The sequence below is a fragment of the Streptomyces sp. NPDC088766 genome, from assembly GCF_044750845.1.
Taxonomy (GTDB): Bacteria; Actinomycetota; Actinomycetes; order Streptomycetales; family Streptomycetaceae; genus Streptomyces.
The window spans coordinates 1-13,161 of the sequence record NZ_JBIVKQ010000013.1 but is presented as its reverse complement, the minus strand read 5'-3'; the positions used below and the strand labels follow the sequence as shown (position 1 = coordinate 13,161).

14 protein-coding genes are annotated in these 13,161 nt (G+C 72.6%); 10 read left to right on the top strand and 4 right to left on the bottom strand.

Annotated elements, in window-relative coordinates:
• The first annotated feature begins 11 nt into the window (after window positions 1-11).
• From ACIP5W_RS19260 to ACIP5W_RS19225, 8 genes are all read left to right on the top strand, one after another.
• A complete protein-coding gene (locus tag ACIP5W_RS19260) occupies window positions 12-722 on the top strand; it encodes a hypothetical protein (protein ID WP_401474517.1) in 711 nt (236 codons plus the stop codon).
• 438 nt (window positions 723-1,160) lie between these two features.
• Window positions 1,161-2,192 carry a glutamine synthetase gene (gene glnII, locus ACIP5W_RS19255; protein ID WP_363087119.1) on the top strand — a complete coding sequence of 344 codons (1,032 nt, stop codon included), beginning with the start codon at window positions 1,161-1,163 and terminating at the stop codon, window positions 2,190-2,192.
• Window positions 2,193-2,365: 173 nt separating this feature from the next.
• On the top strand, window positions 2,366-2,488 hold the full coding sequence (locus ACIP5W_RS19250) for a hypothetical protein (RefSeq protein WP_401474514.1): 123 nt from the start codon (window positions 2,366-2,368) through the stop codon (window positions 2,486-2,488).
• 116 nt (window positions 2,489-2,604) lie between these two features.
• Window positions 2,605-3,189 (top strand): winged helix-turn-helix domain-containing protein, encoded by a 585-nt coding sequence (locus ACIP5W_RS19245; protein WP_401474512.1) that lies wholly within the window; start codon window positions 2,605-2,607, stop codon window positions 3,187-3,189.
• Between the two features lie 60 nt (window positions 3,190-3,249).
• The gene (locus ACIP5W_RS19240) at window positions 3,250-4,278 is read left to right on the top strand and encodes an NAD-dependent epimerase/dehydratase family protein (protein ID WP_401474509.1); all 1,029 of its coding nucleotides are present in this window, start codon (window positions 3,250-3,252) and stop codon (window positions 4,276-4,278) included.
• 53 nt (window positions 4,279-4,331) lie between these two features.
• Window positions 4,332-5,618 (top strand): sensor histidine kinase, encoded by a 1,287-nt coding sequence (locus ACIP5W_RS19235; protein ID WP_401474506.1) that lies wholly within the window; start codon window positions 4,332-4,334, stop codon window positions 5,616-5,618.
• Window positions 5,603-6,253, top strand: coding sequence for a LuxR C-terminal-related transcriptional regulator (locus ACIP5W_RS19230; RefSeq protein ID WP_401474503.1), 651 nt, complete (start codon window positions 5,603-5,605; stop codon window positions 6,251-6,253). Before ACIP5W_RS19235 ends, ACIP5W_RS19230 begins: the two co-directional genes overlap by 16 nt.
• Window positions 6,254-6,424: 171 nt before the next feature.
• Window positions 6,425-7,954, top strand: a complete 1,530-nt coding sequence (locus ACIP5W_RS19225) for a DUF1996 domain-containing protein (protein ID WP_401474500.1) — start codon at window positions 6,425-6,427, stop codon at window positions 7,952-7,954.
• Between the two features lie 115 nt (window positions 7,955-8,069).
• Here the strand turns inward: ACIP5W_RS19225 and ACIP5W_RS19220 are convergent, their stop codons facing one another.
• On the bottom strand, window positions 8,070-8,510 hold the full coding sequence (locus ACIP5W_RS19220) for a hypothetical protein (RefSeq protein WP_401474498.1): 441 nt from the start codon (window positions 8,508-8,510) through the stop codon (window positions 8,070-8,072).
• 217 nt (window positions 8,511-8,727) lie between these two features.
• On the opposite strand from ACIP5W_RS19220, the gene ACIP5W_RS19215 reads away from it, so the two are divergent.
• Window positions 8,728-10,650, top strand: coding sequence for a hypothetical protein (locus tag ACIP5W_RS19215; protein ID WP_401474495.1), 1,923 nt, complete (start codon window positions 8,728-8,730; stop codon window positions 10,648-10,650).
• 94 nt (window positions 10,651-10,744) lie between these two features.
• Entirely contained in the window at window positions 10,745-11,434 is a 690-nt protein-coding gene (locus ACIP5W_RS19210; protein ID WP_401474492.1) for a TetR/AcrR family transcriptional regulator, read from the top strand.
• Window positions 11,435-11,667: 233 nt separating this feature from the next.
• On the opposite strand, the gene ACIP5W_RS19205 is transcribed toward ACIP5W_RS19210, so the two are convergent.
• The 3 genes from ACIP5W_RS19205 to ACIP5W_RS19195 form a co-directional block, all read right to left on the bottom strand.
• Window positions 11,668-12,024, bottom strand: a complete 357-nt coding sequence (locus ACIP5W_RS19205) for a 5-carboxymethyl-2-hydroxymuconate Delta-isomerase (protein WP_401474489.1) — start codon at window positions 12,022-12,024, stop codon at window positions 11,668-11,670.
• Between the two features lie 44 nt (window positions 12,025-12,068).
• Entirely contained in the window at window positions 12,069-12,215 is a 147-nt protein-coding gene (locus ACIP5W_RS19200; RefSeq protein ID WP_401474486.1) for a hypothetical protein, read from the bottom strand.
• An 80-nt stretch (window positions 12,216-12,295) separates the two neighbouring features.
• Window positions 12,296-13,161: alpha-1,6-glucosidase domain-containing protein (locus ACIP5W_RS19195; protein ID WP_401474483.1), on the bottom strand; the 866-nt coding region annotated here is incomplete at its 5' end.

Below are 13,161 nucleotides of genomic sequence, written 5' to 3'. Positions count from 1 at the left end.
AGGAGGCGCGGATGTCGCGCAGGAGAACTCTCGGTACGAAGAAGAAGATCGCGCTGCTGGTGGGCGCCGCGACGGTGGCGGGAGGTGGCGCCTTCGTCATGGCGGCCACCTCGAACGCCGCGCAGAGCCCGCAGACGGCCGCCGGGTCGACCGTCTGCCAGGGGCTCGCCACCGCCCTCGGCAACAACCAGCGGTTCATCGCCGACCAGCGGGCGGAACCGGACGCGCAGTCCGCGGCCCGGATCGCCAACCGGGAGGCGGTCGTCGAGCAGATCAAGGTGCAGCAGAAGGCGTCGGGTTGCGTCGTTGGGGAGTCGGCTCAGGGCTCCCAGGCGACGCAGCCGGCGCAGGGCAACCAGCAGGGCGGCGGGCAGCAGGCCACCCGGCCCGCCCAGCCGCCGCAGAGCGCCCCGGCCGGGAACACCGGAAACACGGGAAACGCAGGGAACACGGGGAACACGGGCGCCGCCTCCGGCCGGCAGGTCTGCAACGGCTCGACCGTCACCCTCTCCGGTGAGGCGGGCGCCCCTGCCGCGTCCAGCAACCAGTTCCCGCCGGGGACGAAGCTCAAGGTCACCAACCTGGACAACAACAAGTCCACGACCGTCGAGGTGACCTCGGTCTCCGGCAGTTGCGCGCTGCTGAACAACGCGGCTTTCGAGCAGGTCCGCGAGCCCGGCAAGTTCCTCATCCGCCGGGCCCTGATCGAGAAGGTGGGGTGACGTCGGGAAGAGACGTACGTGTCACCGGTCCCGCTGTCCGCGGCCACGGACAGCGGGACCGGCACGTCCGGGCCCCGCGGCCGGGGCGGCGGGGCGCCCGCCGGCCGCCCCGTGGCGGCGTCGCCGCTCCCCTCGCGCACGAGGTCCCCACACACGAGGCCCCGCATACGAGACCCCCGCGTTCCCCTCGCGCACGAGGCCCCCGCGCCCGCACCGGCGCACCCGCGACCACGGCCGCGAACGGCGCCTCCGGGCCGGGCCGTCGCCCTCACACCGTGAGCCGGACCACAGAACCACCAGGTAACACGGGGTTCACATGCGAGCAATGACCGGGAAATCGCCTGTTGACAGGCTGCCCGGCATCGAGTGCGGCGCCCCAGTGCCGCAGCGCCGCAGCACCCGCAAGTGCGTCTGACCCACCCCCGAAGGAAGTGGCCCGTGACCTTCAAGGCTGAGTACATCTGGATCGACGGCACCCAGCCGACCGCCAAGCTCCGCTCCAAGACCAAGATCATCACGGGTGAGCCCGCGGGTCTGGACGCGCTGCCGATCTGGGGCTTCGACGGGTCGTCCACGAACCAGGCCGAGGGCCACGCCTCGGACCGTGTCCTCAAGCCGGTCTTCACCTGTCCCGACCCGGTCCGCGGCGGCGACGACATCCTCGTGCTGTGCGAGGTCCTCAACATCGACATGACGCCGCACGAGTCCAACACCCGTGCCGCGCTGGCCGAGGTCGCCGAGAAGTTCGCCGCGCAGGAGCCGATCTTCGGCATCGAGCAGGAGTACACCTTCTTCAAGGACGGTTACCCGCTCGGCTTCCCCAAGGGCGGCTTCCCGGCCCCGCAGGGCGGCTACTACTGCGGTGTCGGCGCCGACGAGATCTTCGGCCGTGACGTCGTCGAGGCGCACCTGGACAACTGCCTGAAGGCGGGCCTCGGCATCTCCGGCATCAACGCCGAGGTCATGCCCGGCCAGTGGGAGTTCCAGGTCGGCCCGCTCTCCCCGCTGGAGGTCTCCGACCAGCTGTGGGTGGCCCGCTGGCTGCTCTACCGCACCGCCGAGGACTTCGACATCGCCGCCACCCTCGACCCCAAGCCGGTCAAGGGCGACTGGAACGGCGCCGGTGCGCACACCAACTTCTCCACCAAGGCGATGCGCGAGACGTACGAGGCGATCATCACCGCGTGCGAGTCGCTCGGCGAGGGCTCCAAGCCCCTCGACCACGTCAAGAACTACGGCGCCGGCATCGACGACCGCCTGACCGGTCTGCACGAGACCGCCCCGTGGAACGAGTACTCCTACGGTGTCTCCAACCGTGGCGCCTCGGTCCGCATCCCGTGGCAGGTCGAGAAGGACGGCAAGGGTTACATCGAGGACCGCCGCCCGAACGCCAACGTGGACCCGTACCTGGTGACCCGCCTGATCGTGGACACCTGCTGCTCCGCGCTGGAGAAGGCCGGCCAGGTCTGATCCCGCACTCCTGACGGAACCGGAACCCGGATCGCCTACGGGTCCGGCCCGCAGTCCGCCCGGAAGGGGCGCCCGCCACCGGCGGGCGCCCCTTGTCCGGTTTCCGGCCGGGAACGCGTCCAAGCAGTGAGAGGACTCCCCTGTCCGGGGCCGGTGTCTGCTTCAATGAACCCATGGCCGGCTTCCAGCAGCACACCGCGACGGGTCACCACGACCTCGAGCCGTTCTGGCCTTCCCGTCAGCACCACGACTTCGACCGGGTGTGTCGCCGCGCGACGAACGCGCCGGCCCTCTAAAGCCGTACCCCCCGGTCTTCGGCCGGCGCGACCGACGTACGTCCCCCGACGGGCCCGACCACGAATCGCGGCCGTCGCCTCCTGACGAACCTCTCGCGCGAAAGAGCTGACCTCTCATGGCGACCACTCGTTCCCTGTCCAACGCCTCCACCCGCCCCGGCCCGGCCCTCCCCGCCCCGGCCCGGCACCGCCTCCGTGCGGTGGACCGCGACGAGGTCGTGGACGTCCCGGACTTCCTGCCGCCGGGTGCCACCTGGCTGCCCGCTCCCCAGCACGTCCTGCCCACCCTGCCGGGGCAGCCGCCGATGATCGGCTACCTGGTGCTCGTCCCGGCCGACCAGCAGCCGCCGTTCCCGTTCGCCGCGGTCCCCGACCGGCCGGTGCCCGACGAGGCCCCGGCCGCCGGTGAGGCGGTCGTGCGGATCGACCCCGTGCAGCGCACCGCGTGGGTGAGCGGGCGGGAACTCGACCTGACCTACCTGGAGTTCGAGCTGCTCGCACATCTCGTCGCACACCCGAACCGGGTGCACACCCGCGACCGGCTCGTCACCACCGTGTGGGGCTACGGGCATGTGGGCGACGGCCGTACCGTCGACGTCCACATCGCCCGGCTGCGCCGCAAGCTGGGCGCGGAACACCGCCGGGCGATCCAGACGGTGCGCCGGGTGGGCTACAAGTACACGCCGCCGACCGGCTCGTGATCCTCTGCTGACGGCAGAGCACGGTTCCCTCCCGGCGGCGGACCGGGCACAGTCACCGGCATGAGACTTCTGGTGCTGGGTGGTACGGAGTTCGCGGGACGGGCCGTCGTCGAGGCGGCCCTCGGGCGCGGCTGGGAGGTGACGGCCTTCAACCGGGGGCGGCACGCGTCCGTCCCCGGCGCGCTGACCCTGGCCGGCGACCGGACCGTGCCCGGCGGCCTCGCCGCGCTGGAGGACGGCGAGTGGGACGCCGTCGTCGACACCTGGTCGGCGGCGCCCCGCGCCGTGCGCGAGGCGGCGCGGCTGCTGCGGGGCCGCGCCGGCCGGTACGTGTACGTGTCGAGCTGCTCGGTGTACGCCTGGGCGCCGCCCGCCGGGTACACCGAGGACGCGCCGCTGGTCGAGGGCGCCGAAGCCGACGCGGAGCGAAGCGACTACGCCCGCGACAAGCGGGGCGGCGAGCTGGCGGCCGTGGACGCGTTCGGGGCGGCGGACTCCTTGCTGGTGCGGGCCGGGCTGATTCTCGGGCCGTACGAGAACGTCGGCCGGCTGCCCTGGTGGCTGACCCGGATCGCGCGCGGCGGCCCGGTCCTGGCGCCGGGGCCGCGCGAACTGCCCCTGCAGTACGTCGACGTCCGTGACCTCGCCGAGTGGATCCTCGGGGCGGTGGAGCGGGGAGCGAGCGGCCCGTTCAACCTGATGAGCCCTCAGGGACACGCGACCATGGGCGAGTTGCTGGAGGCGTGCGTGCGGGTCACCGGCGGTCCGGCCGAACTGCACTGGACCGCGCCGGAGACCGTCCTCGCCGCGGGCATCGAGCCGTGGACCCAACTGCCCGTGTGGGTGCCGCCGGACAGCGACCTGCACGACGCCCTGCACGCGGCGGACGTCTCCCGGGCCCTCGCCACCGGCCTGAGCTGCCGGCCGGTCGGGGAGACCGTCGCCGACACCTGGCGGTGGCTGCGGGAGATCGGCGGCGAGGCACCGCAGCGCCCGGACCGGACGCGGAAGGGCCTGGACCCGGAGGTGGAGGCGAAGGTGCTCGCGGCGGCCGTGCGGGCCGGGGGTGTACCTGGCCCCACCCCCTGACCGGGGGCTTCGGGCCAGTGACCGCCGGCCCGCGGCTCGGCCAGACTGACGGCATGAACACCAACACCAAGAGCGGCGACGTCGGTCCGAGGGCGCGTGGGATGCTGCTCGCCGCCGGGCGGGGGCTCGTGCTGGCCGTGGGATCGCTGCCGCCGGCCGTCCTGGGCTTCTGCCTCTTCCTCGTCTCCCTGGCGCTGATACCGCTCGGGGTCGGGGTCCTCACCACGCCGTACGTGGTCAAGGGAGTGCGGGCCTTCGCCGACCGGCGGCGTGCGCTCGCCGAGCGGTGGGGCGGGGTGCGCATCCCGTCGGCGTACCGGCCGGTACCCGACACCGCCAACCCGTGGACGCGCACCTACGCGCTGCTGCGGGACCCGGCGACCTGGCGGGACCTGCGGTGGCTGCAGGTGGACATGACGGCGGGGTTCGTGACGGCGCTGCTGCCGGCCGTGCTGGTCCTCTATCCGCTGGAGGGGTTCGCGCTGGCGGCCGGACTGTGGCGGACCATGACGGCCGGGGCGTACGGCGAGTACGGACCGTACTGGTACGGCTTCGTCCCGGTCAGCGGTCAGGCGTCCGCCTTCGGCGCCGCCGCCCTGGGCGCCGTCCTGCTCGTCGTCGCCCACCGGTACGCGGTCGGCGCCCTCCGGCTCCACTTCCGGCTCACCCGAGCCGTCCTCACCCCGACCCAGGCCGAACTCGCGGAGCGGGTGCGGGTGCTGACGCGGACGCGGCGGGACGCCGTGGACACCTCGGCCTCCGAGCTGCGGCGCATCGAGCGCGACCTGCACGACGGCGCCCAGGCCCGTCTGGTGGCGATGGGCATGGATCTCGGGACCGTGGAGATGCTCGTCGACAAGGACCCCCAGCAGGCCAAGCTGCTCCTCGCGCAGGCCCGCCGGTCCTCCGCCGACGCCCTCGCCGAACTGCGCGACCTGGTGCGCGGCATCCATCCGCCGGTGCTCGCCGAGCGCGGACTGGGCGACGCCGTACGGGCGTTGGCGCTGCGGATGCCGACGGCCACCGAGGTGACCGTGGAGCTGCCCGGCCGGGCGGACGCCCCCGTGGAGTCGGCCGCGTACTTCGCGGTCAGCGAGGTGCTCACCAACGCGGTCAAGCACTCCGGTGCCGACCGGATCTGGATCGACGTGCACCACGCGGACGGCCACCTGCGGATCTCCGTCACGGACAACGGCAAGGGCGGCGCGGCGATCGGCGCCGGGTCGGGGCTGGCCGGGGTCGAGCGGCGACTGGGTACATTCGACGGCGTCCTGGCCGTCAGCTCCCCGGCGGGCGGCCCCACCATGGTGACCATGGAGATTCCGTGCGCGTTGTCCTAGCCGAAGACCTGTTCCTGCTGCGGGACGGACTCGTCCGGCTCCTGGAGGCGTTCGGCTTCGAGGTGGCCGCCGCCGTCGAGAGCGGACCCGAGCTGGAACGGGCCCTCGCCGAACTGGAGCCGGACGTCGCCGTCGTCGACGTCCGGCTTCCGCCGACCCACACCGACGAGGGCCTCCAGTGCGCGCTGCGGGCCCGGCGGGAGCGGCCCGGGCTGCCGGTGCTGGTCCTGTCCCAGCACGTGGAACAGCTGTACGCGCGCGAGCTGCTCGCCGACGGCAGCGGCGGGGTCGGTTATCTGCTGAAGGACCGGGTCTTCGACGCGGAGCAGTTCGTGGACGCCGTACGGCGGGTCGCGGCGGGCGGGACGGCGATGGACCCGCAGGTGATCCAGCAGTTGCTGGCCCGGCGCGGTGACGACCGGCCGCTGGCCCGGCTGACGCCGCGCGAGCGGGAGGTGATGGAGCTGATGGCGCAGGGCCGGTCGAACACGGCGATCGCCGCGAAGATGGTCGTCACCGAGCGGGCCGTGGCGAAGCACACCGCCAACATCTTCATCAAGCTGGGCCTCGAGGTCTCGGACGACGACAACCGGCGGGTCCTCGCCGTGCTGGCCTATCTGGACCGGGACCGGTGACCGTCACAACCACCTTTGTTCGTAAGACAGTTGAAGTGGAATTGTCCCACGGGTCTCTCATCAATTTCTGAGACCGCTGAACACCTGCGGGGCGGCGTGCGTATGGAGAGGCGCCGCTTCACTCCTGTCGGGCGCCTCGATGCTGCCCCGCAAGGAAGTCAGAGGAGTTCCATGGGACGCAACACACGTAAACGCCGTTCGTCGATGGCCACGAAGGCCGTGGCAGCATCGGCGGCCCTAGCGCTCGGTGGGGGCGGGCTGATCTGGGCGAACTTCTACGCTTCGGCGCACGAGTCGAAGAACTCGTCGCAGAACCAGACCAAGGCCGCCGCCGCGCAGGTGGCCACCATCTCCTGCCCGGATGTGGGGCAGAAGCTGACGAACGTGCCCGGCGGGGCGCGTTCGGGGGTCGACAGGGAGCTGGCGAACCTCGACAAGCAGATCACCGAGGCCTATGCCCGGCTCGCCTCCACGCGCCAGGCGCAGGCCAATGACGCGGGCTTCGTGCAGAACGCGATCGTCGGCCCCCTGAAGGAGAAGCGGGCCGCCACGATCGACCGGATCCGCATCAACATCCAGCGCGCGGGCGGTCAGGTCCAGGACCTGAGCCAGTTCGCCGCCTGCACCACGCAGGGCGCGCAGACCAATGCCGGAGGTGGCCAGCAGAACGGCGGCGGCCAGAACAACGGCGGTCAGCAGAACGGCGGCCAGCAGGGCAACGGCGGCCAGCAGAACGGCGGCCAGCAGGGCAACGGCGGCCAGGGCGGCAACGGCCCGACGGCTGCGGACTTCGTCGACATCACCAAGGTCCAGCAGAACGCCCAGCTCGGCGTGGGGGCCAACGGTCTGGCCGCGAACGGCAACGGCGGATCGCGCGGCACCTTCACCACCTCCTGCGGCACCAACGGCAACGACAACCACAACACGGACAACGTGATCGTCGCCCCCGGTGTCACCAACGGCGCGCACCACCTGCACGACTACGTCGGCAACCAGAACAACGACGCGTTCGCCAGCGACCAGGAGCTGGCCGCGGCCGGGACCAGCTGCCAGAACCAGGGCGACAAGTCGTCGTACTTCTGGCCGGTGCTGCGCGTGCAGGACGGTTCGCAGGACTTCGACCAGAACAACGACGGCGGCGGCAAGGAGGGCAACGTCGGCAAGATCCTCCAGCCGGCCCAGGCCCAGCTGAAGTTCGTCGGCAACAAGCGGGGCAAGGTCGTCGCGATGCCGACGGCACTGCGCATCATCACCGGTGACGCCAAGGCCTTCGTCAACGGCAACGCCAACGCCAACGTCAACTGGAGCTGCACCGGCTTCGAGAACAAGGTGCAGCTGGAGGACAAGTACCCGATCTGCCCGCAGGGCAGCCAGGTCGTCCGCACGACCAACTTCCAGAGCTGCTGGGACGGTCAGAACATCGACAGCGCCAACCACCGCACGCACGTGGCATTCGTGCAGGCGAACGGCACCTGCGCGAACGGTTTCAAGGCGATCCCGCAGCTCCAGGTCCGGCTGGTCTACAACGTCCCGGCGCCCAAGATCCAGAACGGGCAGGTCGTGAACCCGTACGCGGTGGACAGCTTCCCGGAGAACCTGCACAAGCCGATCACCGACCACAACGACTTCATCAACTTCTTCTCCCAGAACACGATGAACAAGATGGTCAACTGCATCAACACCGGCAAGAAGTGCAAGTGAGCGACGGTCCGACCGGCCACTGAGAGGCCGGCGGTGTGACCGCGCGCAAAGAGGCCGGCGGTGAGGAGTCCTCACCGCCGGCCTCTCGCGCTGTCCGCGTCCCGTGACCGGGAGCTCAGTGCCCCGCGTGCGTCGCGCCCTTGGAGGGCTCGTGCGCGGAGTGGTCCGTGCCCTCCTCGATGTCGCCGCCGAGCGTGTCCCGCAGCGCCGTGACGGTGCTGGTCTCCTCGCCCACGGCCACCCACTTGCGGCCGACCAGGTAGTGACCGCCGTAGTCCTTGGCCCCGTTGATCCACTCGCGCTGGCCGCGGTCGGTGGCGAAGGTCAGCAGGATGAACTTGCCGTCGGCGTTCTTGCAGATCGCCTGCCGGAGTTCGTCGGCGTCCGTCTGCATGTCGGGCGTGCACTTCACCTCGGCGGCCAGGTGCTCCAGGCTGCCGGTCGCGGTCACCGGTACACCGCTCTCCGTGTCTTCGCCGGCACCACAGCCCGTCAGCGCCAGCGCTGCCGCCGCGGCGGCAGCGGCCGCCACGAGCATCGGTCGGGTCACCTTCATCTGTTCCTCCCTGCGAGAGCCTCGCTCTGGATACGGCTCCCGCGCCCGGTCCGCTCAACCTACCCGCGTCCCGAACACACCCGGAGGGAGCGAAGACACCCGCAGGGAGCCCGGAGGACCCCGAAGAGAGCCCGGAGGACCCCGCGGGAGCCGGGGAGCCGTCCCGGAGCGGCCCGGCCGACGGTGACCACGGCCCGGCTCGCTCGTTCTGCTGGACGTGCAGTCACAGGATGTCGCCCCGCGCCCCGCACCCGGTTCCCCCGCCGATCGGACCGTCGACGTCGAGCAGGCCGAGGCCGCGCTCGTCGAGCACTACCCGCGTCTGGTCCGGCTCGCCTATCTGGTGCTGCCCCCCGGCCTCGGCCGCGGCAGGCGCGTCCTCGCCGCCCACGCCATCGTCCAGCGGGCCCTCCCCCGCCGCCGCACCTCGGCCGCGGCCGTCCCGTCCCAGTCCGGCGCCCGCGACGGCGGCCCCGGCTACGCCTACGTCCGCCTGCACGTCGTCCGCAAGGCGCTGGAGGCGGGACTGCCGCTGAGGCGCCGGGCCCGGCCCCGGCGCGCCCAACTGCCGCCGCTGCTGCCCCAGGTGTGGGGACTGCGGCTCTTCCCGCGCTCCGGCGGGGCCGACGAACTCGCCCTGGACCAGAAGCTGTCCGCCGTGTCGGGCCCGGCCCGTGCCGCCTACGTCCTGCGCGGACTGGAGAGGCTCCCCGACGGCGACGTGCGCGGGCTGCTGGACGAGGCCGGCGTCGACGACGTGGGTGCCGCGCTGCGGGAGGCCGGCACCGTCCCCGCGCGGTACGCGCTGCTCGAGTCCCCCGAGTTCGACCCCTGTGCGCTCCAGGCCCGCCCCACCGACCTGATGCGGCGGCGCCAGCACACCAAGGCGGCGCTCGCCGCCGCGGCCGCGCTCGCCGTGTGCGGCGCGCTGGTCGCACTGCCCGGGGACGGCTGGGGGCCCGACGGTGCGGCCGCCCCGGCGTACGCGCAGAACCCGGCGGCCGAAGCCGCCCTCGATCCGGGGAAGTTGGTGAAGGTCCCGCCCGCTGCCTGGAAGACCTCCGCGCGCACCGACTTCTCCGTCTGGCCCGCGCGCGGCGACCTCGCCGGCGACGACGCGCTGCTGCGCCGGGCCCTCGCCGTCTGGGCCCGCCCCGGCGAGCGGGTCCGGGTCTCGTCGACGCCCGGCACCCCGTCCGGCGGCCCGGCCGGCCCGCCCCAGCTGCTGTACGCGGGCGAGGCGGCCACGGCCCGCGTGGTCGTCCTGTACGACGGTCTGCGCATCGCCCGCTACGCCGAGCCGAAGGACGGCACGACGGGCGCGGCGCTGGACCTCGCGCGGGTGGACGGGGCGACCGGTGCCGAGGCCGCGGCGGTGGTCCTGGACCGGGCCGACGGCAACGTCCGCTACCTGACGGCCCCCTGGGTGTCGGCGGCGGCCGAGCGGGACCTGTCGAAGCCGGGTGCCGGAGTGATGGACCTGACCCTGGCCGAGGGCGTCACCTCGCCGCTGTCCAGCCCCGCCACCCACGCCGGCGCCTGCACCACGTGGAACGTGCTCCAGGTGACCGACGCCTCCGGGTCGTACCTGCTGAGCGATCTCGGTGAGCTGGTGCCCGCCCGGCTGACCGCGGGCCGGCCCACCGCGCCGAAGGAGGCGACGGGCGCGGAGGCGCTGCGCACCTGGGCGCCGTTCGCCTGCTCCCTGGGCGAGATGCGCGCGCAGGGCGTGCGGTCGGTCAACGCCTGGGCGTACGCGCGCCAGCCGCTGCCCGACGCGGGCGGCCAGGCCGGCTGGGCGTGCACGCGCGCCGACACCTGGCGGGGCGCCGGGAGCCGGGTGCTGGCCCAGTTCCACACGCCGGGCGGCCTGTTCGGGGCGGTCACGGCGCAGGCCGGTGACGTGCCGGCCTGCGGTCCGCGTGACCCGCACGTCCTGGCCGGGGTGCTGTGGAAGTCCGAGGCGGGCACCTGGTACCTCCTGGCCGCCGGTGACAAGGACACCGAGTCGGTGCGCGCGACGGGCGGGGTGAGCGGGTCCGGTGCGGGCAACCTGCTGGCCGTGCCGGCGCGGCAGGGCGCGCGGGCCGAACTGGAGGGGACGCTGGAGGGCGGGCGGTCGATCAACGGGCTGGGCTGAGCGGCCGGTCCGCGCCCGGCAGAGGGGAACGCCGTGCGAACACCGTGGCCGGTCCCGTCCGTTCGCGTCCGGATTCGATCGGTAAGGTGTTCGCATGACTACCGGGGTTCGCCGCAGGATGGGCGTGGAGGAGCGGCGGCAGCAGCTGATCGGCGTCGCTCTCGAGCTGTTCGCCCGTCGCTCCCCCGACGAGGTCTCCATCGACGAGATAGCCGCGGCCGCGGGTATCTCGCGGCCGCTCGTCTACCACTACTTCCCCGGCAAACTCAGCCTGTACGAGGCCGCGTTGAAACGGGCCTCGGAGGATCTGGCGAGCCGGTTCACCGAGCCGCACGAGGGGCCGCTGGGGGCCCGGCTGCTGCGGGTGATGGGCCGGTACTTCGACTTCGTGGACGCGCACGGCCCCGGGTTCTCGGCCCTGATGCGCGGCGGCCCGGCAGTGGGCTCCTCCACCACGAACGCGCTCGTCGACTCCGTGCGCCAGGCCGCCTACGAGCAGATCCTGTCGCATCTGGGAGTCGCCGAGGCGCCCCCGCGGCTCGAACTGATCGTCCGGTCCTGGATCTCGCTCGCCGAGTCCACCGCCCTGATCTGGCTGGACGGGCGGCGCGTCCCCCGCGAGGAGCTGGAGGTCAAGCTCGTGCGCGACTTCGCCGCCCTCACCGCCGTCACCGCCGCCTACGACGAGGAACTGCGCGCCCTGCTGCGGCCGGTCCTGGGCGGGGAACCGGCCGACGGCCCGTTCGGCGACCTGCTGACCCGGCTGGTCGCGCTGGCGTCGTAGGACGGGCCGGGAAGACCTCCTGGTGCTGTGGCCGGAAAGGTCTGCCAAAAAGGTCTGCCGGAAAGCTCGCGGCGTCCGGTGCGCTGCGTCGCAAGGCGGAGCATCACCCGCGTACCGGATGTACTCGGGCGGTGCGACAACGCGGCGGTGGGGGCCCTCCCGCGCGAGCGGAGCCGAGCGTGGGGGGAGCCGTGCCGGACGCCGCGAGCCGGTGAACCTTCCCGGTCACGGCACTAGCCCTCGTACTTGCGGTACGACGGGTCCAGGTCGCGTACCTCGGCGGAGGCGTGCAGGACCGTTTCGGCCGCGGGCTTCACGTACTGCCCGAGCAGTTCCAGGACCGTCTCGGTGAGCCTGGCCCTGGTCTCCTCGGTGCGGCCGGCCAGCAGGGCGATGTGGACGTGCACGATGGCGTGGCCCTCGGTGTCGGGGCCGACGACGGCGTCCTCGGTGCGGCGGAACCGCGTCTTGCAGGCCGGCGGCTTGGCCGCCGCGATCTCGACAACGGCCCGGTGCAGCGCGGTGGCGAAGCCGGGCCGGTCGAAGTCGTCGGCGAGCCGGTCGGAGTAGTCGACGGTGATCTGCGGCATGGGCACCCCTTCTGGACGGCCCGGTGGTGGGCGACGGGGCCAGCCTATTGCGCGAGCCGCAGCGCCGGCAGGGCGATGTCGTCCTCGTGTTCGTGGCCGAAGCGGTCGAGCAGGGTGCCCATGGCGAGGCGGCCGGCCGTGGAGCCGTCCACGACCGGCACGGTCACCGCGGCCCGCCTGCCACTTGCCACCTGCCTTCATCGTGTCGCCCCCGGACACAGCGGTGGAGCAGACCGGGTTCGAGGTCTGCTCCACCACGGTGGTGCGATTTTCAGGGAGTGCGGGTGAACACGGCGACGGTCCGTGCCGGAACGGTGAAGGTGCCGGTGCCCGTCGCGTAGGCGGCGGCCTTGACGGTGCTGTCGGCTCCGGTGGCCTGCACCGGGTGGAGGCGGTAGCCGGTTCCGGCGAGCGCGTCGACCCGCTGGTCCTGTGCGTCGGGCGTGGCGTTGAAGACGACGACCAGGTCGTCGAGTTGCATGGTGATGACGCCGGGTGTCTCGTCCTTGCCGGACAGCGGGAAGGAGAGGGCCGACTGCACCTGTGCGGCTGTGTCGAGGGAGAACGCCTGCTCCGTGGTGCGGATCTTCAGCAGGTCCTGGTAGGCGGCGGAGGCGCCGGTGATCTGGGGGCAGCTCACGCCGATCTCGGTCAGCAGGGGTGTGGCGCGGGGCCATTTGGGGGCGTTGTCGGGGGCGGGGGGCAGTCCGCGGGCGAAGCCGTTGCCGTCGGTGCAGTTCCAGTGGATGGCGTTGAACCAGTCGCCGCTGTCGTAGGAGTTGCGGTCCAGGGATTTGGAGCGCAGCAGGTCGGTGCCGGCCTGGGAGAGGGCCGGGCCCTGGGAGAGGGTGGCGGTGGCCATGGCCAGGACCTGCATGCGGGCCCGGTCGGCGGCGGAGGTGTGGGCGGGGAGTTTGTAGGCGAGGGCGTCGAAGAGGGTTTCGTTGTCGTGGGCGTCGGCGTAGGCGAGGGCGTCGCCGGGGGCGGCGGCGTAGCCGGCCGGGGCGCCGTTGTAGTCGACGTTGGCGCCGGTGACCTGCTTGCCGGTGGTGTCGGTGAAGCGGTAGGCGGCGAGGGTGCCGGAGAGGCCGACCTTGATGAGGTCCTGGTAGTGCAGCAGGCGGGTCTTCTGTTCGG

Coding starts and splice junctions, on each gene's coding strand:
- ACIP5W_RS19235 (WP_401474506.1), top strand. CDS start 4,332: ATGAACACCAACACCAAGAGCGGCGACGTCGGTCCGAGGGCGCGTGGG.
- ACIP5W_RS19260 (WP_401474517.1), top strand. CDS start 12: ATGTCGCGCAGGAGAACTCTCGGTACGAAGAAGAAGATCGCGCTGCTG.
- ACIP5W_RS19245 (WP_401474512.1), top strand. CDS start 2,605: ATGGCGACCACTCGTTCCCTGTCCAACGCCTCCACCCGCCCCGGCCCG.
- ACIP5W_RS19240 (WP_401474509.1), top strand. CDS start 3,250: ATGAGACTTCTGGTGCTGGGTGGTACGGAGTTCGCGGGACGGGCCGTC.
- ACIP5W_RS19220 (WP_401474498.1), bottom strand. CDS start 8,510: ATGAAGGTGACCCGACCGATGCTCGTGGCGGCCGCTGCCGCCGCGGCG.
- ACIP5W_RS19210 (WP_401474492.1), top strand. CDS start 10,745: ATGACTACCGGGGTTCGCCGCAGGATGGGCGTGGAGGAGCGGCGGCAG.
- ACIP5W_RS19205 (WP_401474489.1), bottom strand. CDS start 12,024: ATGCCGCAGATCACCGTCGACTACTCCGACCGGCTCGCCGACGACTTC.
- ACIP5W_RS19225 (WP_401474500.1), top strand. CDS start 6,425: ATGGGACGCAACACACGTAAACGCCGTTCGTCGATGGCCACGAAGGCC.
- ACIP5W_RS19250 (WP_401474514.1), top strand. CDS start 2,366: ATGGCCGGCTTCCAGCAGCACACCGCGACGGGTCACCACGACCTCGAG.